Source organism: Psychrobacter sp. ASPA161_6, from assembly GCF_051970285.1.
Lineage (GTDB): Bacteria > Pseudomonadota > Gammaproteobacteria > Pseudomonadales > Moraxellaceae > Psychrobacter > Psychrobacter glaciei.
The window spans coordinates 330,472-354,775 of the sequence record NZ_JBEFNJ010000001.1 but is presented as its reverse complement, the minus strand read 5'-3'; the positions used below and the strand labels follow the sequence as shown (position 1 = coordinate 354,775).

The window sequence follows — 24,304 nt, the reverse complement described above, 5'->3', positions numbered from 1 at the left end:
GGCCTTAAGGTTTTGAATGTAATAACGCTTATGAGTATGGTATCAATAAAATGCCAAAAAATGGCTAAGGGATGTCATATAAAACGATTATCGTGTTGATTGCTTTTTTTTGGCGCAGTAGACGTGTAAACTACCCCATACGTTTCGTTGGACATGCCACACGCTATGAAAGCCCTATTAGACTTTGTTCCCTTGATCGCTTTTTTTATTGTCGCCCGTACCCAAGGTATTTTGGCGGCAGCAGGCGCTTTACTGATTGCCACTATTGTTGTCTACGCCATTCATTTTATCCGCCAAAAAGGCAAATTTGATAAGCAGCAATGGGTGGTTCTATTATTGACCATCGTATTTTGTGGCGGTACGCTTTTGCTACGCGATGACATTTACTTGCGTTGGAAATCACCGATTATTAATGGCATTTTTGCTTTGACACTGTTTGTCAGTGCCGCTATCAATAAGCCGTTGATGCAGCTAGCGATGAAAGAAGTTTTTACCTTGACGCTTAGCGGTTGGAAAAAACTAACCGTCGCTTGGGCGCTGTTTTTTGCCTTTATGGGCGTACTGCATTATATCACGGCATTTACCATGTCGGATGAGGCTTGGATCAACTTCAAAACTTATGGCTGGATTCCTATTATGTTGGTGTTCGTAGTCGCTCAGTTTGCGCTGCTAAAAAAACATATCAATCCAGCGCTGACCGATAAAACGGCTAAATAAGCGCTAGATAAGTAGTCGCTAGATAAGTAGTCGCTAGATAAGTAGCCGCTAGAATGATCCAACATTCACCATTCGGTACTCAAGTTTATTGTCTTATCATAACTCGTTGCTGCAAAATCCTAATATTGATGATGATACGATTTATTATTACTATTTATTAAGGAATTATTATGTCTTTATTTGCCATTATTGGTCATGACGTTGCTAATAGTAGCGCACAACGGCAGACTACTCGTGCAGAGCACGTCGAGCGCCTGCAAGCATTAGATCGCGAACAACGGTTAATTATCGCCGGTCCGACACCTATTGAACATGGTAAAAGCGAGATGTCAGGCAGCTTAATCATTGCTGACTTTGACTCTCTTGAAGCAGCACAGACATGGGCGAACGCTGAGCCTTACTTGCGTGACGGTGTGTACAGTCATGTCGATATCAGACCCTTTATCCATACCTTACCCAAGCCCGATTACAGTGTATCAGACAAAGTAGCACAGTCGTGAATCAGTGCGCATCCTTGTCAAAAAGTCGCCACTATCAATGTAGCCTTGCTGCTGTCATGTTAATCGCGGCTATGTCAGCGCACGCTGCCCCCACCGTTACCAATACGAGTGTGAATACAGGTACGACTGATCCGTTAGCGGAACAAGCGGCTACCGCGCCAGTAACGACCCCAAATTCAAGCCTTGATATTAACAATACCTTGGCGGCACAGCTGCAACCCTCCAACAAGGCGCTAAATACCGCCAATCAAGAGTTACTCAGTCGTAATGCCCAACTCCAACGACAGGTCAATGACTTGCAAACCCAAGCCAATGTCTTGGTCTATGAGAGTAAAGGTCAACTGTTTTTATATGGCGCGTTCACGGTGTTAATCAGCTTATTGGTGGGTATTTTTGTGTCTTGGTTGGTGTTTGTGCGCCGCGAACGTTGGTAATATCTATTTTTATTGATTAAAATTATTTGATTGTCTGTCTATACTTAACGGCACTTGGCTTAACGGCACTTTATGGAATTCAATTTTTCTGACTCTTCACATATACAGTCAACCTAAAATAACATTCACAACAAAAACCGAGTGTAAGCCATACATGAGTATGATCAGCGAGGTTGACGCTGTAGTGATTTTATTTTGGTCAGGCTGTAGCTAGCAACTTTCCTAAGAACTTCGCCATGTCTAACGCTCAACTAAATAACGCTGAACAGCCAAACGTCATTACCCCTGCTAAGATTCACTGGCAGATGGATGATACGGGTAATAAAGTGCCTGTATCGGGCGAGTTTGGTGATGTTTACTTTTCAAATGCTGATGGTTTAGCAGAGTCACGTCATGTGTTTTTAGCGCACAATCAACTGCCAGAGCGGCTAGCAAACCTTGCAGAAAAGCAGTGCTTTACGATCGCTGAACTGGGTTTTGGTACTGGGTTGAACCTCTTAGCGACTTGGCAGCTATGGCGACAGCTGCGGGATATGCACCCTCAATTAGCGACTGCTCGCTTGCATTTTATAACGACTGAAAAATATCCCATCCCGCTTGCAGATTTAACGCAGATCCTTGCCCTATGGGGACAGCGTGCGCCTGAGCTTGCTGAATTCATTGAGCCATTGCTAACAGCATACCCACCTCTCATCGCTGGCTGTCATCGTCTAAACTTCTTTGAGGACAATCTGACCGTCGATATATGGTTGGGTGATGCTGCTGAAAGCTTAGCCAAACTGGCAAATAACGCTGCTAGCTTTCATGCGCCTTATGTTGATGCTTGGTTTTTAGATGGTTTTGCACCTTCCTGCAATAGTACTTTATGGACAGATAGTATTTTTGCACAAATGCAGCGTTTATCGCGACCAACGACCACCGCTGCCACATATAGCTGTGCCGGTATCGTAAAACGTGGGCTGCAAGACTGTGGCTTTCAGATTAAAAAAGTAAAAGGCTTTGGCCGTAAGAATCAAATGCTAACGGCGATCATGCTGGATACTATAAACTTAAACGATGATAATAGTAAAGACATCACCTTTTACGATAATGCTAGTACCGTAGCGCCCGCCACAGACAACAATAGCGAGTCTGCCAAACTTAATGATAATCTGCCCGCCCATACCATCGTTATTGGTGCTGGTGTCTCTGGGTTATTAATGGCTTGGTCGCTGGTCACTCGAGGTATTCAAGTCACCTTACTAGATAAATCAGCCCCCTTAGCAGGCGCTTCAGGTAACCCGCGTGCCTTACTCGCTCCCAAGATGACGCCCATTCATCATGTCGACGAACATCTGCATACCATAGGTTATCTTTATAGCAGCAGATTATATCGCTTGCTGAATGCAAAAGCTGAGCAAGAAAGTAGAGCACCGATACTGGAGCCAACTGGCGCGCTCGATTTATTAATCAAGGCCAATATCGGTACAGAGCAAATCGCTGATTATCCTGATGACATGGCAACCACGCTATCCTGCGAACAGGCGCAAAACGCGAGCGGCCTCAAAACACAAGATTTATCAGAGAATTTGTACTTACCACAGTCTGGCTTGGTCAATCCACAAGCATTAAAGGATACTATCTTGACGCACCCACTCATTCGCTTTCAGCAGTTAGACGTTACGAGTGCTAGTGAAACAGAAGAAAGTGTCTGTATTGAGGGCAGTAATCAGGATAAACAGATAATATCCATTAGCGCTGATAATGTGGTGATTTGCGCTGCTTTTGAGAGTCATGAGCTGGACAAGCGTATTTTTGATTGCCGTAAAATTCGCGGTCAGCTTTCTTGGTTTACGCCCACAGTCGCACAGCTCACAAGCCTACCCAAAATACCGCTTAAATATAGTGGCTACTGTGCATTATTTACTGCTAAAACTGGCGATGAAACTTTGAATAATGTGATAGTGAGTGCGCCCTATTTATTACTGGGCGCGAGCTTTATACGTAATGACACAGATATAGATATCCGTAAAGAAGAGCACAAAATTAGCCGCGATAAACTAGTGACTGCCATTCCTGAGATGGACTCTGTCATTCCAACAGATCTCAGTTTGTGGCAAGGACGGGCAGGTATTCGCACTCAAACGCCTGACTACCATCCAATCGTTGGCGTACTAACAAACAGCAAACGAATGTGGGTCATGAGTGCGATGGGGGCTAAAGGGTATGCCATTGCACCAATATGTGCTGAAGCGCTGACAGATATGATGTTAGGATCGTTTGCCCCCTTCTCAATGGCGACGCTTGCGCGACTGTCGCCAAACCGTACGCGCTTACAAACACCGCTGACTTGAAAATTTTAGTCAAAGGTTTTAATCACCGCTTTCCATTCTAGATTTAACCGCACCAAAAAGTGATTTTCCAGAGTCAGAGTCGCGGGATCCTTGATGAGCAATTTTAGTGCTACTTTGAGTATCAGTCGTAATCATCGGCGTGGTTAAGGTTCGAATCTGCGCTTCATCACGAGTATTCTTTTGAATGGTTACGGCAGCAAACAAACTCATGGTAAATGCCATCATATAGAAGCCCTTTTCACTTAGGCTTAAGCTTCCCGCATTCATCAAACCAATCGCGATAAGCGCAATAGAAAGTCCAAGAGCCGCCCAGCTGATTAGATAATACATATTGGTTGTTGGGATACCTTCACTACGATCACGAAGGGTTTTTTGCAAACTAATTGCTGAATAAAGACCGAGCGCCAGCACCGCTATATAATAGCCTTTTTCATTTAACAACATACTTTGAGCGTTCCATAAGCCAAGTAAATACGCCAGTATACCCACCAACATCACCGCCCAAGAAGTCCCGACGTAAGCAGTAGTTGGTTTATAAGCAGCTAGCTGACTCTTAGTAATCGTGTCATTATTCATCATCGTCCTTAATTAGAAACAGGCAAACACTTATTGATAGTTAGATACATAGAAGCGAGATACAACTTTTATCGACCGCTGTTTTGCCTTAACATAACACAAGCATGTTATATTGTAATCTAAAATTATTTTTAAAATAAATAACACTTTAAACGACAGAGCCCTAACATGTCTTTTTTTACCCTACTCATTTTGCTTAGCCTAATTGTTATTGTGCCCATATTTTTTGTGATGAAAGAAAAATCTAAGCACACGCAAATTGCTTCTATACAGCGGCATCAAGAATATTTAGCTTCTGCAAATATTGTCGCCACTCAATCTCAAGCAGGTATCGCTGCAAAAAATGAGGTGAATAATCAACATGCTAATGGGCTCAGCATTATTAACTTTTCAGCTCACCATCCTTTTATCAAACTACTTTATGACGAGCAAGTACCTAAGACATTTCGAGTGACGATGGATAGTATCGGGCAGCAGTACGAATCTACCCACCACGAACAAATCACTGAATCACAACTATTTACCCTCAACAAACTCATCGCCACACGTGTTCCAGAATTGATTAGCGACTACCTTAGCCTTGATCAATACTATGCAACAACGGTCATTATTGATACCGACAAACAAAATACCAGCTATGACATAGTATTAGATCAATTAAACTCGATTTTAGATTTTTCACAGAAACTCAATATCCAAAGCCAAAGTGGCGTTGTGGACAAATTACTTGCCAGCCGTCGATATTTAGATGATGTCTATAAAGAAAGCAGCGTGGCAGCAGATAGTCTAAAGCTGAAATAAATGATACTTACCAATAATGAACAAAAACTGATAGTGATAGCAAATGACTGTGAAAGCCTGTATTTGATATGACTGTAATTTTTGATCTTAGTTATAGATGGTTTTACGTGAGTCCCTATGTTTAAATAAAGCTCTCTTTACGGATATTCCTCTCCTTATGAAAACCCATATATTTAATCCAACCAAACCTACCCTCTATTTTCAGGCTGTTTCTGCTATTTTTTTGAGTATCTCACTATTGAGTGCCTGCCAAAAAGATCCAGAACCTGAAGCAATCAATGACGCTACAGCTGCGGCTGAAACTTCAACGCAAACAACGCCAGTGACTACCAATATTAATGTTGATACGGCCGCTGATAATGGTGAGGATACCGCAAAGCCTGAAGTAAATTCAGAACAAGATGTGAGCTTAACTGAGCTAGAAAACGACCTTGGTGCAACTGAGCCGTCAGTGAATAATGCTGGCATAGCGCCCAGTCCTGAACAAGCCATTAAAGGCGCGCAAATCACGGATGTCCGTTATAAAAATGCGGCTGGCGAATCACTCTCTGTCGTTTTTGAGACCTCGGCAGCGGGCGTGCTCAATGCTATCGTCACCTTACCGAACAAACCGAAAATGACTTTAAGCGCGCCTGAAGGTCAAGGCAATAACCCAACTTATCGATCAAGCGACGGCAGTATTCAGCTGGTCAGCCATGCGGGTGGCGGCACTATTGATCTTATTCGAAATAATAAAGTCACTAGCTTCGATGCTGTCAGTGCTGAAGCAGAGGTCATCACTGAGTAATATCTGAGCCTGAATACTTATAAAAATTTGTCATAAAAAAGGCGGCGCACGTTAATATTAGATAATAACGTGTGCCGCCTTTTTGGTCTTTCTATTTTCCTCTAGCCAAAACCAGTGGTCTTACCAAACAGACTCACGAGCCAGCTAATCATTGCCCACAGTCCCCAGCCAATCACCACAATGACCATTACGCCGAGCATATCAGGGATATGTAAATACAACCAAGCAACAACTGGATTGCGCCAAAAAAAACCAAAGCGACTGCGCTGTTGCTTGTCTTCTAGTGATTGATGCAAAAACGGCCGATCCAGATGCATGGTTTCAGTGATGCCGTATTCGTCTTGTAGATGCTCATGCACGATACCTAAGGTTTTGCGACTGGGACGAATAAAGATATCGAGTAGCGTCCCAATACCAGGCACGATGCCAACCACCATATCAATGAGTGCCAATCTGACAGCTGGCGTCATTTTGTGCGCAGGCACACCCAGTTGACGACCTAATATAAAGGCATAGCTGGTTAACGCCAATCCTGCCAAATCTCCTGCCAACGGAATGGTCGAAAGCGCCGCATCGGCACCCATTCCTTGTTTGGTAAAAGGCACACGTACGAGCGAATCCATCGTATTAGCAAACTTAGCCAGTTTACGCTCGGTCGCGATAACTTGCTCACGTGTCAACCCATGCTCAGCCAGCTTTGCCTGATAATCGATGACAGGTGCATTAGTATTGGTATCAGATGATTTTTTCGTTTTTAATCTCGAAAATTTATTGAACTTATCCATTAAAAGTCGTCCATATACAAGCGATTGCTATGAGAGCAAAGACGTAACGTCCCACCCATATATTGGCTAAAAACGCCTGAAAGCAAGCCAAAGCATTGCGACTGGCACAAGCGCTGTTCTGTTTGGAAAACATCATCGCCACTAATGCGAGACCAAATACTGGTGTTATACCTAACGTTGTCGGTGCAAAGTAATGCCACATGACCGCGCCCATAATCAGTAAAAACAGCATTTGGAGTATTGATATAATAATCACATCATAACGACCAAATAATATGGCCGTTGATTTGACCCCAATCTGCAAATCATCCTCGCGGTCAGCCATGGCGTACTGAGTATCATAAGCCACTGTCCAGCACATGTAGGCGATAAACAACAGCCAGCACCAAACATCAGGAGCACCTTGTACCGCCACGTAAGCCATTGGTATCGCCCAGCCAAAAGCCGCTGCCAAAAACACTTGTGGCAAATGGGTAAAACGCTTCATAAATGGGTAAATGAATGCCAGTATGATCGCACCAAGCGACCAATAGAACACTTCAACGGGCAGGAAAAACAGCAAACTGGCACTTAATAACACCAACACAAAAAAGGCAGCGATAGCCTCTTTACCCGATAGGCGACCATCAGCGAGCGGGCGTCCTTTGGTGCGGGTCACATGACCATCCACCTTACGATCGGCAAAATCATTAATCGCACAACCTGCCGCCCGCATAAAAATCGCGCCGAGGGCAAAAAGCAAAAATATCTTAAGACTTGGCAGACCTGCCGTCGCTCCGTTCTGCTGCGCCTGACCCATGGCGGCCAATAGTACGCCCCATAGCGTCGGCCACAGTAACAGCTCAATACCCACAGGCTTATCAAAGCGCGTCAGCTGCATATAGGCATATAGCTTTTCTTTAAAACTCAAAGCGGAGTGAGTGTTAGTCATGGCAGTGTCATCTCTAAATATTCAGTATCTGAGCGTAATATCTCTACGCGTGTCCATTAAGCTTATTAAATAAGTAGACTTGTCATCGTCAAAAACCCATCAAACAAAATAGCCATCAAAACGTACGGCTTCATTATGCCAGCTTTCACTTGCTGGCTGATGCGCAAGTTGCGGCGCAAGTTGCGGACGCTTAACAACCACACGGCCTTGTACTTGTGTGTTTCGCCCATTTTGACGGACGACTGCTTGCGCACTTTGTAGCAATTGCAGCTCTTCGTCTGCTGTGGGCGGGAGCGCTAATTGGTGTAGTGCTTGCATATGCTTGCCTACTTTAGCGCCTTTACCTGTTTTGCTATCTTGATAGCTATTCTCTGGAAACATAGGATCCAAATAAACCACATCGACCAGCTTACTATGGTCAGCTGCCGATACATTATTCAAGCTGTCAAAATAACTGAGCGCATCGGTATTGATAATCTGCAAACGGCTCATCAGCTTTTGCCAATTTGCTAGCCCACTCATACGCTGCTGTTCTACTAACAGTAACAATGCCATCAAGGGCTGCTGCTCTAGCATAATGACCTGTGCACCCGTGCTGGCCAATATCAGGCTGTCATGACCAAAACCAGCCGTCGCATCAATGACTATACTGTCCGATGTGACTTTGGCCGCTTGTAATAATAACTCAGACTTACGCCCTGCACTCACTACACGGCGTTGTAATTTATCCCATTCTGGCGCAACGCTCAATCCATCACTCAGCCATGAAAGCTTGTTTTTCTCATCTAACAAGAGAATAGGTTGAATTGATGTCTGGCTTAATTGCTGGCGACGTTTCTGATTGAGCTTATCAGTAAACAGCTCAATATCTAGAATAATTGACAGTTGATGTACAGCGATCAGCGCTTGTATGCGCTCGACTTGGGCTTGCTGAGACTCGCTAACGTAGAGAAGTTGGCAATGCATCATAAAGGTACTAGCTTTTTTAGACTCTTGGTGTAAAACGGTCATAACTGCTCCACCCTATTTACTGCTTCTAAGGCTAAAAAATATAGTGAAAATCTAGCCAGCCATTTGATAGCCAAAACCCCAAGCAGCGACCAAAACGATGACGCCAGTGATGATACGTAGCCATGCAAATATTTTGAAATCACGACGACTGACCCAAGCGACTAGCAGGCGAATGCAAAGTAAAGCCACCACAAATGATACGATCGTACCTATGCCTAAAACCAGCCAGTCTGCACTATTAGTCAACACATCGTGGTGCTTGAGCAAATCCAATAATGCCGCACCGATAATGACAGGAATACCTAAAAAGAAGGAGAACTCAGCGGAAGCTTTACGAGAGACACCCAACCATAATGCACCGATAATCGTCGCACCTGAACGTGATGTCCCCGGTATCAATGCCAGACATTGCAGCAGACCTATCATCAACGCTGTTTTTAAACTAACGTCTTCTGCTTCTTTCGCAATAATCACTTTGGGACGATTTTCTACATAGAATATCAGTAGACCACCGATAATCAGCATAATCGCCACGACGATAGGATTAAATAAATAGGCTTTGATTTCATCAGCGAAGGTAAAACCAACGATCATCACCGGAATAGTCGCAACAATTAAGCTCAATCCAAGCTGTCTTGGATTACTCATGCCTTCTGCTTTACCGGTCAGTAGACCCATGAGCGCTTGCCAGAGTCTGTCCCAGTAATCATAAATGACGGCTAAGATAGCACCAAGCTGCACCACTACCACAAACAAATCGACTTTTTCTTTGGTCCAAAAGCCCATCAAATCCGCTGATAAAATCAAGTAGCCAGTACTAGAGATGGGTAAAAATTCAGTGATACCTTCAACGATACCCATGATGACAGCTTGAATTAATAAAATGATATCCACGATGGCTTTCCTAGATACAGACCTATTGGTTAGTACAGTTTTTAGTGTGTTGTTATATTTTACATAGCGTTAAAAATAATAGGGATTGACTACGCTTTACCTTGCTCTTTAAGGGTTTTCCACGCTTGGTTACGTAAGTACTTTGGTAAAGCTTGTGATGCTTCTGTGCCACCTGTCGCCATAAACTGAGCAATACCAAGCTGCCCTATTACGGTAGCGTCAGGGTGAATATCTGCCTGAATGATCTGACCGTCATGTAATGCTAATAGCGACGCACCATTGCCAGAGATAGGAATATTAAGCACTGTCTGGCTGTCATAATCGAGCAGCTGCTCGGTATCTTCACCATTTTCTTGATTAACCGCCTGCATCAGATTATCTGTTGCAACATATTGCCCAAAATAAACTTGCTGCATACGCGCATCAAGGGCGCTATACACGTCAGTCACACCATATTTCTGATACGCCGCTTGCGCAATCGCTTGTAGGCTTGAGACACCCACACAAGGAATATCATGGGCGACAGACAACGCTTGTACCACTGCCGTGTTGATCCGTATACCGCTAAAAGCACCAGGGCCACGGTTAAATATCAAGGCTTGCAAATCAGCAAGGTTCAGCTTAGCCTCGGACAAAGCGGCATCAATCATCGGCAGAATTTGTTGGGTTTGCTGGCGTTTACCCGTCTCCGTATGACTCGACAGCACTTGACCGCTGGCATCTAAAATCGCGATCGAACACTGATCAAATACGGTATCCATTGCTAAAAACATCTTCACCTCAGCCTATTCGCTTAGCATTATAAAACAGCGCCTATCATAGCATTTAGGATAAGCAAATTTTATGACTTTCTGCGTTTTTCATACTTAATCCATCAGAATGTAGCAGACATAAAAAACCCCAAGGCTATTTTTGCCATGGGGCTGTCATTAAAACGGCTTATTGATCCGAGCAGATATTAATTAAAAACGCTTTTTAAAATCCTTTGGTGCTTGATGTTGCATTTCCTGCATTTGCTTTTGCATCTCTTCGGTGCTTGGCATGTTGTTTGGATCCAGACCCATTTGCTTGGCCATTTGTTGTGGGTTCACGTCTTTAGCGCCGCCTTGCTGACCACCGCCACCAAATAAAGGACCGCCACCGCCGCCACCAGCACCGCCGCCGCCCATCAATCCTTGCATCGATTTCATCATTTTACTGATGCCTTCAGGCTTGGAGATCATTTTCATCATTTTTGCCATTTGCTTGTGCTGCTTGAGCAAACGATTGACGTCTTGAATCTCACGTCCAGAACCTGCGGCAATACGGCGCTTACGGCTTGGGTTAATTTTATCAGGGTTTTTACGCTCAAATGGTGTCATCGAATTAATCAACGCTTCCATTTCACGCACTTTTTCTTCTGGCTTGGCATCTTCAACCGCTTTTTGCATATCTGAGCCGCCCATACCGGGCATTTTATCCAAAAATCCTGCCATGCCGCCCATGCTTTTCATTTGTTGGAACTGGGTCAAAAGATCCTCAAGGTCGAAATCACCGCCCTTTTGCATCTTTTTCGCCATTTTTTCGGCTTTATCACGGTCGATTTTTTGCTCGACTTCTTCAACCAAACTCAGTACGTCACCCATACCAAGGATACGCTGGGCAATACGTTCAGGATGGAATAGCTCTAACGCGTCTAATTTTTCACCACGACCTAAGAACTTAATCGGCTTACCTGTGATGGCGCGTACAGAAAGCGCCGCACCGCCGCGAGCATCGCCATCCGTCTTGGTTAAGATAACACCCGTCAATGGCAACGCATCGTTAAAGGCTTTGGCAGTATTGGCGGCATCTTGACCGGTCATCGCATCGACGACGAATAAGGTCTCAGATGGATTGACCGCTGCCGTTAACGCCTTGATCTCATCCATCATATTGTCGTCAATATGCAGACGACCAGCGGTATCAATAATTAGAATATCTTGATATTGAATCTTGGCTTCTTCGATAGCGCGTAGTGCGATATCAATGGGGTTTTCATCGGTACTTGAATTCACAAACTTAGCATTCACTTGACCAGCCACTTGCTCAAGCTGGGCAATCGCTGCCGGACGGTAAACGTCAGCCGAGACTAGCATCACCTTTTTCTTATGACGCTCTTGTAAAAACTTCGCCAATTTACCAGCGGTAGTGGTTTTACCTGCACCTTGCAAACCGGCTAGTAGATAAACCACTGGCGGCTTACCTGTCATTTCAAGCTGCTGGTTGGCGCTGCCCATCATTTCCGTCAGCTCATCGTGGACAATTTTGACAAAGGCTTGCCCCGGTGCCAACTCTTTGAGCACTTCTGCGCCAAGCGCTTGCTCTTTGACGCGCTTTACAAAGTCACGGGTGACTGGTAGCGCCACGTCGGCTTCTAGCAGCGCCATGCGCACTTCACGCAGCGTGTCTTTGATATTGTCTTCAGTCAGTTGCCCAGTCCCTACGATATTGCGCAGGCTCGACGATAAGCGTTCTGTTAAGGTATCAAACATAAATAACTCTCAGTTAAAATAATTCGCAATTAAAATAATTGTTAGGTAAACCATGCCAATGGCTTATAAATAATATTAAGGTGTGTTTTTACGTTAATGGTCGCAATTTAAGCAAATAAAACAGCATATTATCAATACTATAGCATTAAGGTGATTAAAAACTTATAGACGTTTTGCAAAATAGTTGCTGGGTAAACTCATCAGTTACCGATACAAGATCTTATTTATCATGCCATCGCTCAGCATTTATGAGGAATAAATAAGATGACACTCAATTGGTTGCCATTTTATGATAAATTGGACGATTATTCTAATCATTCTGACACGATCACTTTAGCATTATATTGAGCGGCTATCTTACGCTCATAAAGAGATGAGGCTTTTTAACTGTGCACCTTGCATTCTTACTTGCTAGTATGGCTTATATCATCGTCAGCTTCCACATCGGCTGGGCGCTTATTCAGGATAAACCTATCCATAAAAGCATCAGTTTGGGCTTGTTATTGGTCGGCATGCTCGCACACGCGACGCTACTCTATCCGTACGTCGTCACCTTATACGGGCTAAATTTCAATTTATTTAATGTGTTTAGCCTGACGAGTCTGTTTTTCTTATTCTTTTATGTGCTGTTCTGTCTTTATCGCCCCATTCTTAGCCTCGGCATTTTGGCAGCACCGACTGCCCTGATAGGCATGACGATCGGCTATATAGGCCGCGCTCCTTATCAACCGCTCACGGATATTAGCGTTGGTCTTGAGGCGCATATTTTATTATCACTGGCCGCCTATTGTGTGCTGCTGATGGCAGCGCTGCAAGCGCTATTTTTGCGGCTACAAATCCGTGAGCTTAAGCATCAAACTATCCATCGCTTTTGGGTCAATAAACTGCCATCACTGCAAAGTATGGAGAGTCTATTGTTCGATATGCTGTTGGTAGGATTCGTCCTACTAAGTATTGCTCTGGGCATCGGATTTATTTATGTAGAAGACTTGATGGCACAGCATATTGTGCATAAAACCGTGTTTAGCCTGCTGTCTTGGTTATTATTTGGCGCGCTACTATTCGGTAATTGGCGCGCTGGCTGGCGTGGTAAACGTGCGGCCAACATCACCATTTATGCCTTTATCCTACTGGCTATTGGCTTTGTCGGCAGCAAATTTGTGTTAGAGATGCTTTTATAAACTTAGCTTTAAAACCGTAATGTGATTACAAGCGGAGCCGCCAGTAGTATTAGATAATACTACTGGCGGCTTTTCATTAACTCTATTTTTAATGCTTTCTTTTAACTTTAAAACCGCTCTAATTAAAAACCACTGTTTTATTGCCGGTCACAATGACGCGATTTTGCACATGCCAGTTGACGGCACGTGCCAACACATTGCGCTCGATATCACGACCAATAGCCCGCAACTCTACCACACCTTGACGATGCGTGACACGGTGCACATCTTGCTCAATGATAGGCCCTTGATCCAATTCTGCGGTGACATAATGCGCAGTCGCACCGATAAGCTTGACGCCTTTATCATAAGCTTGACGATACGGGTCGGCACCGACGAAGGCTGGCAAGAACGAATGATGAATATTGATAATTTGCATCGGCCAACGCCTCACAAAATCAGACGACAATATCTGCATATAGCGCGCCAATACTAGCAAGTCATTGCCTGCCATTAGCTCATGAATCTGCTCTTCAGCCTCTGCCTTATTGTCCTTGGTCACTGGCACATAATGAAAAGGTATACCAAAGTTTTCTACCGCTTGGCGTAAATCTTCATGGTTGCTAACGACAGAGGTTATCTCGCAATCGAGCAATCCACGCTGGTGGCGCCATAACAAATCTAATAAAGCGTGATCAAACTTGGAGACCAAAATACCGACTTTGGTTTGAATAGCATTATCGTGTAAGCGCCAAGTCATATTGTGACGCTTGGCAACCGTATGCCCAAAGCTGGCTTCAAAATTATCAATGATGTCGCTTAACCCTGATAGCGCAAACTCTAAGCGCATAAAATACTGTCCGCCTTCATGAGCGGTTGAATACTGATCAAGAGTAATGATGTTGCCACCATAGCGATGAATAAACTCGGATACCGCTTGTACGATACCGGCTTGATCTTTACATTTAATCAAAAGAGTAGCGGTATCAATGGCAGGGTTAACAGAGGTATTGTTAGAAGATGAAGCTGTTATTGTGGTATCTGATGTCTTATTACTTAACATAGTGCGCCCAATCTAAAAAATAAATCAAAATTTACTACTGGTTTTAGAATCTATTCGTAGTATAAGAAAACCGCTATTTTAGTCGCTTTTACGATATTTTGCTGACTGAGTTGGTTTTTTTTAGTTATTAAGATTCATAACGTAAAAACCCCCAACGCGAGGTTAGGGGTTTTGGTAATAGGGCCATTCAGCCTATTAACTCGTTGCTAGTATTATTCGACTTTGATGGTTTTGGTAAAACCTGCGCCATTACTAACGATTCCTAACGTAGCGCCTAATTCGAACGCTTGATTGAAGTCTACAATATAGCTGTTATAACCCTGTGACTGTGCATCTGGGCCAATGCCATTGATCGATACAGCATAGCTCGGCTGATATGGAGAAAGTATAACTTTCGTAGTATCTTTTTCAGCGTTAATATTGACACTTAAGCTATTCACGCAGGTTGCGTTGCCTGGACCGAATGGACTGGCATCAGCGATCCAAGGACTGAATAGGGTATTGCCAGTGATATCTAGATCACTTTCCAAATACGGTAGCGAGTAATTCAAACTTTGAGTATTCTCACTCCCATTTAGGAAGGTTGAGGCATCAAACCTTACTTTTACCCAGTTTGAATAGCGGATAGGATAGCGAATCTCGAAATCAGCACGACCTTCTTCATCCGTCACAAACGAGTAACCGTCGTCAGCGAATGTTCCGCCGATGATAGCGACTGGATTAATAGTATCAAGTACAGTGTTATTGTTTACATCATCATCGTTATCTAAGATGTAGTTATATTCTGGGCTGTCCTCACTTGTGATCCAGTTAGACTGTAGTAGGACAGATGTCTTCTCAGAGAACGTTTTAGGTTCTGGCGTATTGACATTGCCATCTACATCTACAGTATCAGCCTCTTGATACAAGATACTGCTATCAAGTAAGCACACTCGACCCTGTGCATATTCAACTGCATAAGATTTAATGGATACCTCTTTGTCAGCGACCGCTTTTCCTGAGCCATCCATAACCGATATCGAGCCACGTACGGTATAGTAAATATCGTCAGAGGATATCTTGTTAGCGAACGTCAATGTCGTATAAACCGCATCTTTTGAAACGGTAATATTGATAGGCTTACTGCCAATATTGGTAGGGTCTCTCAGTAGACGAGCGTTAATAGTCACCCCATTGATCGGTGAGCTGGCGTTTGCCAAATACACCACACGTGCCTGACCTTTGCTATCAGTGATGGCAGTGGCTGCAGACAAACGTCCTGCTGACGAATCAGCATCGCGACTGAATACCACGGTTTGCCCTTCAACAGGCACATCGTTTTTATCTTTGACCGTTGCCACAAGCTCAGTGCTACTGCCTGGCGTGATGACTGATTTGACAGCTTGGAACAACATCTTAGCTGGCGTGGTGGCTCTAAAACGCGTATCTACGGTTGTTTGATACTTGAGCTGACCATTGCTCATCTCACCAAGCACTGTCGCTTGCAATACTGCAGTACCAGCAAGTGTCGATGTCAGTACGACTGGAACTGTAATGATATTACCTTGAATATTGGCAGCTGTTATCGCTTTGGTTGAGATGACACTATTATTGCCAAATGTTCCAATCGTCGTCTGCACTTCCAAACGCTTACCAAGCAACGCAGTCGCTTCGGCTGTAGAGTTAGTACGAATTTGTATGTTGATATTTTGGGCAACATTGACATCATAAACGTCTTCGATATTGATGAAGCTAATACCTGCTTGCGATACCTTGACCAAATCAACACTACTGGTACTGCGCTGGATCGTTAATGCACGCTCACCCGAGGCTCTTACAAAGACACGTAAATTACCGTTATTATCAAAAACCAAGTCACTTTCATTGACAGTAAAGCTGGCTTTACCATCTGTATCAGTAGTCGTATCATCTGCAATGACTTCACCTTCGCTATCAACAAGCTCTACTTTGGCATTGGCAATCGCGCGCCCTGCTCCATCCGTTAAGATAGATGACAAAGTGGTCGTACTATTATCTTTTAAGTTTGTTTCAGATGCCGTTAGTGTGAGCGTAGTCCCGATTGCAGATAAGCTTAGGGATTTTTGTTCACGTACTTGCATACTGACAGTACCATTAGCATCATATTGCGGCATGACGATCTTAGCATTGATCACGACACTGTGATTTAGGCGAGCATTGATACTGTTGGCTGCTAACAATACACCGACATCAACCCTGCCAGCCTCATCGCTTATAACTGTACTTGATGTGGTCAGGGCTGCACCGCTTGCCTCTAGATTCTCAATGCTTAGTTGTACTGGTACACCAACAAGTATACCGCCACTGTTATCAGTCACTCGGAAGATAGCATTGGTTTGATCGCCACCTGTGATAAGCGTAGGCTTGTCAGATGATACTAGGATCTGATAACTCTCTACGGTAGCTGTGTCTACAGCGACGGTATAAATTTGTGTTAAATTAACATTTTTTGCAGTGGTGGTGGTTGCAGTTAACTCGATTCCTGCTTCCAAAATTGCCTGATTAACGTTGGCACCTTTTTCTAGTACAAGATCAAAGGTAGCAACACCATCACTGTTAGTAATTGCGACACCGTCACCAGATACACTAACCCCAGTTCTGATAGGGTCGTTGACGTTCAAGCGCACTTCTCGATTAGCAATGCTACTATCACTATCTGTCGCTCTAACAAATACCTTAAAAGTATCCCCTTGAGTATTGACCACTTTATTAGTACCAATACTCAGTGCTTCTGTAATGCCTACTGGTGTTTCGGTTCTGACATTGGCTGTTTGAGTAACAATGTTGCCATTAACGTCAGCAGCAGATAATCCAATGCTAATACTATTACCGATAGCAGCTTTTTGTGCATCGGTTAAGTTATTTGGTACGGCAATAGTAAATACAGCTTTACCCGAACTATCTGTTGTTTGACTGCTAGATATTAAGGTAACCCCTTTACTAGCGACAGAAGCTGGCAGTGCAAGGAAAACTTTTTGACCAGTAACTACGTTACCTTTTTTGTCTTTTGCCACTACTTCAATCTGTGTTTCACCACCGTTTAAGTTTAGAGCTTTTGATGAATTAACAAGCAAAGAAATAGCAGAAGCCATAGACTGGACTTTGACATTAACTTGCTGCTTTTTACCTGTTAGTGTCTCAGTCAAAGTCGCTGTCAAAACTTCTGTACTTAGCGCAGCTTTTTGCTCAGCAGTCAGATCGTTTGAAACCACGACATTGAAGCTAACGAGACCATTTTCATTCGTATTTGCAGTGATATTAGAAGAGCCGATTTGACCGTTGACCGTCAGCAATCCTGCTAATGCACTATTATTAAACACTAACTTAATAGGCTGATTGGCAATTTGCTCACCAGAGGATTGGTCATTCAACTGGGCTTGTATGCTAGCATTACTACCAACGTTATTGAGGATATAGCCTGCTTGACTGTTAATATTATTGGTAGCATTCAGAATATTTAGAGTGACCACTGGAGTGATAATAGTGACTTTTGTGGCTGCAGAGTTATAGACAATACCATTTTCAACATAAGACAATTGATAGTTAATACCAGTATTTTTAAGGTCGGCACGTTCAGCGGCTGTTAGATCACTTGGTATATTAACCGCAAATAAGGCATCACCATTAAAGTCAGTCATCGCCGACTGAGTGACAGTGACTCCATAACTAAGTGCCTTGGCTCCCAATTGAATAGTAATTTCTTTATCTGAAACTGGCTTAACATTGCTACCTTTAGTCGTAAGCTTAACATTGATATTACCGTTACCACCTAGCTCACTGATAGATGGTGTCGCAATAGAAGCAAACTGAATGCTGGTTACTGGCTGCTCAACTTTGATATTTCCTGGCAACCTAGACTGAGTGCCATCCTCGTCCGTTATTACCGCTGTATAACCAATGCCCGACTTTATCAAATTTTCACGTTGCGTTGGCGTTAAGTTTTTGCTGATGCCAATACTAAATTCTGCTATTCCACTACTATCAGTAATCAGCTCATTACCGATAATAGTAATTCCAGTACTTGTACTTTGATCTAACACTACTTTGACTGTACGACCCACTGCTGCACTACCGTTCTTACGTTTACCAGCAACCTGCAATTTGAACTGCTCTGCTAGCGCGCTAACCGTTGCAGGCAAGCTTTGTACTGACAATTGGATATCGCTCTGGCCTATGTCTGAACCAATACGAATCTTTTCGCTACTGACAGAGCTAGGTACTCCTGAAGACTCTATGATGCTTGCTGTTAAAGCAAATGTTGTCGCCTTTTCTAACTGCAGTTTCTGATCTTCTGTCAAGTTGTTAGGCACTCGTACTGTGTAGCTAACTTCACCTTTACTATCTGTTACTTGCTCAGAATTATTCTGTAGCGTTAGTAGACCAGCATCAGCTAAGCCTTTCGGTAAGCTTGCTGTAACTTTCTGACCTGCAATGATGCCGCCGCGATCATTGTTGACACGGAAGCTAATAACGGCACTACCACCTGAGCTTGATAGTTCCTTCTTATTGCTTTCATTAAAGTTGATTTTATATTCTGCAGTAGGTAGATAAACTGTGCTAGAAGCTGTTTTTGAGGTTGACGAACGATTAGGCTCAGTTAAAACAACCGTATAACTAATGCCGTCTTTGATAAGAGTTTTGCGGTCAGCCGCGCTCACAGTAGCATCAACATTCAAAGTCACATTGGCTTGGCCTTGAGCGTCTAAAGTCACTTTATTAGTGCTTAGGCTTACTCCAGTCAATCCATTATTAAGTTTGATGGTGGCCGTCGATCCATTGATAGCTGTCGGTACTTTGGAATTTTTGGCAGTAGCAGTAATAGCAATAGTTTGGCTGTCACCATAAGCACTAAGACGACTAGAACTACCAATCACTGTTAAAGCATAATCAGAGATAGGCAGCGCTGCTTTAAACTCACCATTAGTTTCTTTGGTAGCGCCATTTTCTTCTGCAATGTTGATAGCATAAGCGATGGTTTTACCTACTAGCGCTGTACGATCAGCGACTGATAATTTATCGTCAACTTGAATCGTAAAAGTAGCTAAACCGTTAGCATCAGTAACTGTAGTACTACCACCAACGATAGCAACTCCTTTGACGTTGGCAATACCCAAGCCAACCGCTACGTCTTTGACACGAGCACCCTTGCTATTTTTGGCAATCACACTAAGGGTTGCTGTGTCACCATATACGTTTAAGACGTTATTGGAGACCGAACTGGTAGTCAACGAAGTACTGATATCAAGCTCACTTTCGATAACTTGAGTACCATCACCACTGCCTTCTCTACTTACCGAAACTTTTAGCTCTTGCGGTGCGATAGCTGTACCATCTGCTTTATTGGCAGTCGCCACTAAAGTGAAGCCTTCTGCTATTAGCCTATCTTTATCAGCGACAGCTTGCGGGTTGAGCTTAAGCGTATATACAGCATTACCGTCATTATCAGTCGTTTGGGTACTCTGGCCCTCGATGGTAATACCATTAGTTTCAGAATTGACTACTTGCAAGGTCACTGCTTTACCAGCCATCGCGCCACCAGAACTCACTTCGGCAGCTTTGACAGTGACACTAAAGTTCGTTTGCTCATTGGATAGCTCAATGATAGTAGGCGCTGTACTGAGCTTTTGTAAAAAGAAATCAGGTTCAACACTTGGGACTTGCTCACCACCACCGTTATTACCATTATCACCCGTCCCAGGTTGCGTCACACCCAAATCAGGTTCTGGTGCAACCGTATCAGTACCACCGCCGCCACAGCCTGCTAGAGTTAAAGCCAATGTTAGCGCTGTAAATTGAAATAGTTTAGAGCTAAGTGGTAATGAGCTATATGACATGTTTTGAACTCCGCATAGGCAGTAATTTTTTCGAGCAAATAAGTAAAATAACATTACACAGAATCATAATAGATTGGCAATGATACATAGATTTACATTAAAGCCAGTTGTATTAACAGATTGTATTAATTTTATAACAGCAACTTTACTGACTTTTGTTATAACTTACAACTAAAAATTAACCTTTACCGTTAAATAATCAATCACATAGTTCGCTCAATTCAGGTATAATAGCTCGCGTTGAAGCAGACAATTATCATAAAAATATTTGAGTATTCATTACTTTTATGGTATAAATGTCGGCTTTAAAATTTTCTGAATTGGTTAGCCTGTTATTTGCCTTTAGATGACAGTCATATCAGCTCAACCTTCATATAGTTTTGTTTGGTGCAAAGCTGCCGCTTGCTGTGTCCATGCCGCAAATACGTGCAACTTGCCCAGACTGGTATGAGAAAAACTCATACCTCATAGATTAGGAGTTCGCCATGTCTAGAGTTTGCCAAGTGACTGGAAAGCGCCCTATGGTGGGTAATAATGTTTCGCACGCAAACAACAAAACCCGTCGTCGCTTTCTACCAAACCTTCATAACCATCGTTTTTGGGTAGAGTCTGAAAATCGTTTTGTACGTCTACGTGTGTCTACCAAAGGTATGCGCACTATTGACAAACTTGGTATCGATAAAGTGTTAGCAGATATGCGCGCACAAGGTCAAAAAGTATAAGTGACGACTGGTAGCTTAAGGACATCGATTATCTTTGTCACTTAAGCTGCTATTCTGCTACATCTATTGTAGCCATTTAATTTTTTAGATCCGTACCTATCGTTTGAAGACCCCTCATTTACAGGAAAGCTATCATGAGAGATAAAATTAAGTTAGTATCAACCGCTGGTACTGGGTATTACTACACCACTACCAAAAACAAGCGCACTATGCCTGGCAAAATGGAAATCAAAAAGTTTGATCCAAAAGTACGCCAGCATGTGATCTTTAAAGAAGCTAAAATCAAATAATTGCTATTATTTGAACAAAAAAAGGGTATATCAATTGATATACCCTTTTTTATTGCTGACGTTTTGACTATTTGTGCTTAACTTGCCTTACTAACTTACTCGCTATTATTAATAGCCATGCAGAAACAGCCGTGCAGATTAACTGTAGTGTGTTGGCTCTTTATCATAGACATGCGCATGCCATTGGCTCATCTGCTTTTGCATAATGACCTGAATCGCTGCATGAATCATGTGCTGACCTATCGCTTGCGTATCACTACCAAGCAACTCTTTTAGTTTTTCAGAAAAATCAATGGTCATCAGCGGCGCTTCATCTTGTTCAGCGTCACGCAATAACAATCGACCATCATCCGCCTCTACTAGCTCGAGTGTGGTCTCTTTGGCAAATCCTGCAAATTGATCGGTACTTTCGTTGTCTACTTCTATTTCATTATCAATGTCGTATGGCATTCACGTTATCCTTATTATCCCGTTTATCGCTGCAAAGAAACCCTAATAATTCATTTAATAAAGCTAGCATTTGACAGTAACGCGGGTAAAACTATCTTACTCATACAATGGACGCTTTGACCTTAGAATTCAAGGGCTGTCACGCAAGTCTTACATATCAATGCAACTTTCGCCTGCTGACGCTGCAAACCAATTAACGCCAATAGCGTAGTTTTGCGATGGTGAATAAGAAAGCCACAAACATGCCAAGGTAATACATGAGCTTTAACTCTAGCGTTGGATCTCGATATTTGAACGGTAAGGCAACGGTGGCAGTAGCAGTCGGAAATATCAACAGCATAAGCAGCCAGTTTTCGATGACATTTAGCCAGCCTTGAAAATCTGTACCATGACGCAGTGATGCCAGCCCTAACAGCAGACACGCGATAATTAAGCTGGTAAATAAACCATTTGGTAAGTCTTTTGGATAAATAATGTTAGCAATCTTGGTCGGTATGATTCGCATGTAAAATTCCAGTCATGCTTATAGAGCATGACTTAATGATGAAAAAGTGTGTAAAAACCGCTTATGAAACATATTGCCATATTAGGGTCTGTTGAACATTCATAAGGTTATAGCTATTCAGCAACCTCATCTTGGTGACTAAAAAATTAACTATAAGTGCCCATCAACCATAGTATCGATATACAAGAGGTTAAATAGCCCAAGCTAATCGCATTCCAGCCTTCTATATGTGTGCCTTTGATCTTGTTAAATATGCGTGACCCTATCCAGAACAACAGCGGAATGCCCAGCATAAATGCAGGCACGATGACCGCAGCGTGGCGTAATACTTCGCCAGTATCATCACCTACCATGAGACGAAAGCCGTAACCTGCCAAGCTTAAGACAAGCGCAAACATAGCCAAGCCAATGGTAATACCTTTGGGTACTAAGCTGCGTTGCTGCGCTTTGCTTGCCACTGGTTCAGGTGACGCTGACGAGTTGATTGAATTTTTTGTGTCCATATTTCACCTACCTTTACGGAACTTGCTGTTAGGCATCATTATAAATTATACAGCACATGTTAATACTTTTTGGCCCCAGTGGTATTGGGTCAATTTTGCTATCACGTCATACGGCAGTTATTAGCAGTTATTAGCAGTTATTAATAACTATTAGCTATTATTGGCCAATGCAAGCTCTACACGCATGGCATCGATAGCAGCCTTATAGTCTTCTTGATTAAATATCGCAGAACCAGCGACAAACATATCAGCGCCCGCTTCAGCGATGGCTCGGATATTACTGGCTTTGACACCACCATCGACTTCTAACCTGATATCACGACCACTGGTGATGATACGCTGACGAACTTGGCGCACCTTGTCCAGAGTACCTTCAATAAACGACTGACCACCATAGCCAGGATTGACGCTCATCAATAGAATCTGATCCACTTTATCCATGACATAGTCGAGATAATGTAATGGCGTCGCTGGGTTCAATACCAGACCACATTCGGCACCGCCATCTTTGATGAGCTGCAACGAACGATCAATGTGTCCACTGGCTTCTGGATGAAACGTAATAATACTCGCACCCGCTTCCAAAAACTGCTCAATCATACTATCAACAGGTGACACCATCAGATGTACGTCGATAGGTGCATCAATGCCATAGTCACGCAGCGCCTTACAAATCATACTACCAAACGTCAAATTGGGTACGTAATGATTATCCATTACATCAAAATGAATCACATCGGCACCTGACTCTAATACCTTTTCAACTTCTTCGCCTAAACGTGCAAAATCAGCTGAGAGTATCGATGGTGCAATAAGATATGGTTTAGAAGGACTGATCATAATTTGGCTACCTAATTGATGTTTAAATAAAGTATTAATAAAATAAAATTGCTGTCAGCTTTAGTCATTTCTGTTTAGATTGAGGACATGCTCTAGCGCTGTTTGTACTGGGTTTTACAATAGGCGCGCCCGACGCCAAAATCTCGTTTCGCTTGATGTTTGGTAGCACGGTTGCTCACGCGCTGACGCCATAATCGAAAGGACGACGGCTTGAGCTCTTGGCGCATGAGCTTAATCACGCCAGCTTCATTAAGACCGTAGCTGTGCTCGATCGCGCCAAATGGTGTTCTGTCTTCCCATGCCATCTCTATCACTCGCGAGACTTGAATCTCATCAAGCACTCTGTCACCAGCGTCATTGATATTTTTTGCGATGAACTCATCTGAGTTAGCTTTAGAGACTCGGTCACTATTGCTATGCTGCTTATTTTTTAGAGCGGCATCCATTTCGGCTTGCATAATCGCAAGTGCTGATTGCGCGTTTTTAGACTCTGAATGAGTGTCACGTATTGAATGGGTATCACTTATTGAGTTCGCATCAGAATTAGATGCTGTTAAATCTTGATAACTTGCCATAATTTTACCTTTTAAACATTAGCGCGTGTTGAGCAGCTTAGTGAAAAGAGTTCGATATCGAC

General features: G+C 43.2%; 23 protein-coding genes. 9 read left to right on the top strand and 14 right to left on the bottom strand.

Annotation, left to right across the window (positions count from 1 at the left end; translation table 11 throughout):
* The first annotated feature begins 165 nt into the window (after positions 1 to 165).
* From ispZ to mnmD, 4 genes are all read left to right on the top strand, one after another.
* Positions 166 to 717, top strand: a complete 552-nt coding sequence (ispZ, locus tag ACTQ9T_RS01495) for a septation protein IspZ (RefSeq protein WP_352309565.1) — start codon at positions 166 to 168, stop codon at positions 715 to 717.
* Between the two features lie 170 nt (positions 718 to 887).
* Positions 888 to 1,217: a YciI family protein gene (locus tag ACTQ9T_RS01490; protein WP_440463851.1), complete on the top strand. Its 330-nt coding sequence runs from the start codon at positions 888 to 890 to the stop codon at positions 1,215 to 1,217.
* Positions 1,218 to 1,231: 14 nt separating this feature from the next.
* Positions 1,232 to 1,651 (top strand): hypothetical protein, encoded by a 420-nt coding sequence (locus ACTQ9T_RS01485; protein WP_227676192.1) that lies wholly within the window; start codon positions 1,232 to 1,234, stop codon positions 1,649 to 1,651.
* A 236-nt stretch (positions 1,652 to 1,887) separates the two neighbouring features.
* On the top strand, positions 1,888 to 3,984 hold the full coding sequence (gene mnmD / locus ACTQ9T_RS01480; protein ID WP_440463850.1) for a tRNA (5-methylaminomethyl-2-thiouridine)(34)-methyltransferase MnmD: 2,097 nt from the start codon (positions 1,888 to 1,890) through the stop codon (positions 3,982 to 3,984).
* An 18-nt stretch (positions 3,985 to 4,002) separates the two neighbouring features.
* Here the strand turns inward: mnmD and yiaA are convergent, their stop codons facing one another.
* On the bottom strand, positions 4,003 to 4,560 hold the full coding sequence (gene yiaA, locus ACTQ9T_RS01475) for an inner membrane protein YiaA (protein WP_440463849.1): 558 nt from the start codon (positions 4,558 to 4,560) through the stop codon (positions 4,003 to 4,005).
* 168 nt (positions 4,561 to 4,728) lie between these two features.
* On the opposite strand from yiaA, the gene ACTQ9T_RS01470 reads away from it, so the two are divergent.
* Both ACTQ9T_RS01470 and ACTQ9T_RS01465 read left to right on the top strand, forming a co-directional pair.
* Positions 4,729 to 5,361, top strand: a complete 633-nt coding sequence (locus ACTQ9T_RS01470; RefSeq protein WP_440463848.1) for a hypothetical protein — start codon at positions 4,729 to 4,731, stop codon at positions 5,359 to 5,361.
* A gap of 157 nt (positions 5,362 to 5,518) precedes the next feature.
* The gene (locus tag ACTQ9T_RS01465) at positions 5,519 to 6,148 is read left to right on the top strand and encodes a hypothetical protein (protein WP_440463847.1); all 630 of its coding nucleotides are present in this window, start codon (positions 5,519 to 5,521) and stop codon (positions 6,146 to 6,148) included.
* Positions 6,149 to 6,249: 101 nt separating this feature from the next.
* On the opposite strand, the gene ACTQ9T_RS01460 is transcribed toward ACTQ9T_RS01465, so the two are convergent.
* The 6 genes from ACTQ9T_RS01460 to ffh form a co-directional block, all read right to left on the bottom strand.
* Complete coding sequence (locus ACTQ9T_RS01460) at positions 6,250 to 6,933, bottom strand: DUF4112 domain-containing protein (RefSeq protein WP_201592226.1); 684 nt, start codon at positions 6,931 to 6,933, stop codon at positions 6,250 to 6,252.
* Positions 6,926 to 7,864: a 4-hydroxybenzoate octaprenyltransferase gene (gene ubiA, locus ACTQ9T_RS01455; RefSeq protein WP_440463846.1), complete on the bottom strand. Its 939-nt coding sequence runs from the start codon at positions 7,862 to 7,864 to the stop codon at positions 6,926 to 6,928. The genes ACTQ9T_RS01460 and ubiA overlap by 8 nt, the downstream gene beginning before the upstream one ends.
* 99 nt (positions 7,865 to 7,963) lie before the next feature.
* Positions 7,964 to 8,875 carry a class I SAM-dependent methyltransferase gene (locus ACTQ9T_RS01450; RefSeq protein ID WP_440463845.1) on the bottom strand — a complete coding sequence of 304 codons (912 nt, stop codon included), beginning with the start codon at positions 8,873 to 8,875 and terminating at the stop codon, positions 7,964 to 7,966.
* 51 nt (positions 8,876 to 8,926) lie between these two features.
* Entirely contained in the window at positions 8,927 to 9,769 is an 843-nt protein-coding gene (locus ACTQ9T_RS01445) for an undecaprenyl-diphosphate phosphatase (protein ID WP_440463844.1), read from the bottom strand.
* An 89-nt stretch (positions 9,770 to 9,858) separates the two neighbouring features.
* Entirely contained in the window at positions 9,859 to 10,542 is a 684-nt protein-coding gene (tsaB, locus tag ACTQ9T_RS01440; protein WP_440463843.1) for a tRNA (adenosine(37)-N6)-threonylcarbamoyltransferase complex dimerization subunit type 1 TsaB, read from the bottom strand.
* 189 nt (positions 10,543 to 10,731) lie between these two features.
* Positions 10,732 to 12,282: a signal recognition particle protein gene (ffh, locus tag ACTQ9T_RS01435; protein ID WP_189585371.1), complete on the bottom strand. Its 1,551-nt coding sequence runs from the start codon at positions 12,280 to 12,282 to the stop codon at positions 10,732 to 10,734.
* Positions 12,283 to 12,671: 389 nt separating this feature from the next.
* Here ffh and ACTQ9T_RS01430 point away from each other — a divergent pair, with 389 nt between their 5' ends.
* Entirely contained in the window at positions 12,672 to 13,463 is a 792-nt protein-coding gene (locus ACTQ9T_RS01430; RefSeq protein WP_010201396.1) for a cytochrome C assembly family protein, read from the top strand.
* A 118-nt stretch (positions 13,464 to 13,581) separates the two neighbouring features.
* On the opposite strand, the gene purU is transcribed toward ACTQ9T_RS01430, so the two are convergent.
* Together purU and ACTQ9T_RS01420 are read right to left on the bottom strand one after the other, a co-directional pair.
* On the bottom strand, positions 13,582 to 14,505 hold the full coding sequence (purU, locus tag ACTQ9T_RS01425) for a formyltetrahydrofolate deformylase (protein ID WP_440463842.1): 924 nt from the start codon (positions 14,503 to 14,505) through the stop codon (positions 13,582 to 13,584).
* Between the two features lie 212 nt (positions 14,506 to 14,717).
* The gene (locus ACTQ9T_RS01420) at positions 14,718 to 20,357 is read right to left on the bottom strand and encodes a beta strand repeat-containing protein (protein WP_440463841.1); all 5,640 of its coding nucleotides are present in this window, start codon (positions 20,355 to 20,357) and stop codon (positions 14,718 to 14,720) included.
* Between the two features lie 485 nt (positions 20,358 to 20,842).
* Here ACTQ9T_RS01420 and rpmB point away from each other — a divergent pair, with 485 nt between their 5' ends.
* Together rpmB and rpmG are read left to right on the top strand one after the other, a co-directional pair.
* On the top strand, positions 20,843 to 21,079 hold the full coding sequence (gene rpmB, locus ACTQ9T_RS01415; protein WP_010201401.1) for a 50S ribosomal protein L28: 237 nt from the start codon (positions 20,843 to 20,845) through the stop codon (positions 21,077 to 21,079).
* 134 nt (positions 21,080 to 21,213) lie between these two features.
* Positions 21,214 to 21,369 (top strand): 50S ribosomal protein L33, encoded by a 156-nt coding sequence (gene rpmG / locus ACTQ9T_RS01410; RefSeq protein ID WP_010201403.1) that lies wholly within the window; start codon positions 21,214 to 21,216, stop codon positions 21,367 to 21,369.
* A gap of 138 nt (positions 21,370 to 21,507) precedes the next feature.
* Here rpmG and ACTQ9T_RS01405 read toward each other — a convergent pair whose 3' ends face one another.
* The 5 genes from ACTQ9T_RS01405 to ACTQ9T_RS01385 all read right to left on the bottom strand — a co-directional run bounded on the left by ACTQ9T_RS01405 (position 21,508) and on the right by ACTQ9T_RS01385 (position 24,008).
* Complete coding sequence (locus ACTQ9T_RS01405; RefSeq protein ID WP_010201404.1) at positions 21,508 to 21,819, bottom strand: hypothetical protein; 312 nt, start codon at positions 21,817 to 21,819, stop codon at positions 21,508 to 21,510.
* A 193-nt stretch (positions 21,820 to 22,012) separates the two neighbouring features.
* Positions 22,013 to 22,324, bottom strand: a complete 312-nt coding sequence (locus tag ACTQ9T_RS01400; protein WP_010201409.1) for a hypothetical protein — start codon at positions 22,322 to 22,324, stop codon at positions 22,013 to 22,015.
* A gap of 146 nt (positions 22,325 to 22,470) precedes the next feature.
* The gene (locus ACTQ9T_RS01395) at positions 22,471 to 22,827 is read right to left on the bottom strand and encodes a hypothetical protein (protein ID WP_440463840.1); all 357 of its coding nucleotides are present in this window, start codon (positions 22,825 to 22,827) and stop codon (positions 22,471 to 22,473) included.
* A gap of 150 nt (positions 22,828 to 22,977) precedes the next feature.
* A complete protein-coding gene (rpe, locus tag ACTQ9T_RS01390; protein ID WP_189585381.1) occupies positions 22,978 to 23,667 on the bottom strand; it encodes a ribulose-phosphate 3-epimerase in 690 nt (229 codons plus the stop codon).
* Positions 23,668 to 23,759: 92 nt separating this feature from the next.
* A complete protein-coding gene (locus tag ACTQ9T_RS01385) occupies positions 23,760 to 24,008 on the bottom strand; it encodes a TIGR03643 family protein (RefSeq protein WP_320158392.1) in 249 nt (82 codons plus the stop codon).
* Positions 24,009 to 24,304: the final 296 nt, after the last annotated feature.

Coding starts and splice junctions, on each gene's coding strand:
- ispZ (WP_352309565.1), top strand. CDS start 166: ATGAAAGCCCTATTAGACTTTGTTCCCTTGATCGCTTTTTTTATTGTC.
- ACTQ9T_RS01490 (WP_440463851.1), top strand. CDS start 888: ATGTCTTTATTTGCCATTATTGGTCATGACGTTGCTAATAGTAGCGCA.
- mnmD (WP_440463850.1), top strand. CDS start 1,888: ATGTCTAACGCTCAACTAAATAACGCTGAACAGCCAAACGTCATTACC.
- yiaA (WP_440463849.1), bottom strand. CDS start 4,560: ATGAATAATGACACGATTACTAAGAGTCAGCTAGCTGCTTATAAACCA.
- ACTQ9T_RS01470 (WP_440463848.1), top strand. CDS start 4,729: ATGTCTTTTTTTACCCTACTCATTTTGCTTAGCCTAATTGTTATTGTG.
- ACTQ9T_RS01465 (WP_440463847.1), top strand. CDS start 5,519: ATGAAAACCCATATATTTAATCCAACCAAACCTACCCTCTATTTTCAG.
- ACTQ9T_RS01460 (WP_201592226.1), bottom strand. CDS start 6,933: ATGGATAAGTTCAATAAATTTTCGAGATTAAAAACGAAAAAATCATCT.
- ubiA (WP_440463846.1), bottom strand. CDS start 7,864: ATGACTAACACTCACTCCGCTTTGAGTTTTAAAGAAAAGCTATATGCC.
- ACTQ9T_RS01450 (WP_440463845.1), bottom strand. CDS start 8,875: ATGACCGTTTTACACCAAGAGTCTAAAAAAGCTAGTACCTTTATGATG.
- tsaB (WP_440463843.1), bottom strand. CDS start 10,542: ATGTTTTTAGCAATGGATACCGTATTTGATCAGTGTTCGATCGCGATT.
- ffh (WP_189585371.1), bottom strand. CDS start 12,282: ATGTTTGATACCTTAACAGAACGCTTATCGTCGAGCCTGCGCAATATC.
- purU (WP_440463842.1), bottom strand. CDS start 14,505: ATGTTAAGTAATAAGACATCAGATACCACAATAACAGCTTCATCTTCT.
- ACTQ9T_RS01420 (WP_440463841.1), bottom strand. CDS start 20,357: ATGTCATATAGCTCATTACCACTTAGCTCTAAACTATTTCAATTTACA.
- rpmB (WP_010201401.1), top strand. CDS start 20,843: ATGTCTAGAGTTTGCCAAGTGACTGGAAAGCGCCCTATGGTGGGTAAT.
- rpmG (WP_010201403.1), top strand. CDS start 21,214: ATGAGAGATAAAATTAAGTTAGTATCAACCGCTGGTACTGGGTATTAC.
- ACTQ9T_RS01405 (WP_010201404.1), bottom strand. CDS start 21,819: ATGCCATACGACATTGATAATGAAATAGAAGTAGACAACGAAAGTACC.
- ACTQ9T_RS01400 (WP_010201409.1), bottom strand. CDS start 22,324: ATGCGAATCATACCGACCAAGATTGCTAACATTATTTATCCAAAAGAC.
- ACTQ9T_RS01395 (WP_440463840.1), bottom strand. CDS start 22,827: ATGGACACAAAAAATTCAATCAACTCGTCAGCGTCACCTGAACCAGTG.
- rpe (WP_189585381.1), bottom strand. CDS start 23,667: ATGATCAGTCCTTCTAAACCATATCTTATTGCACCATCGATACTCTCA.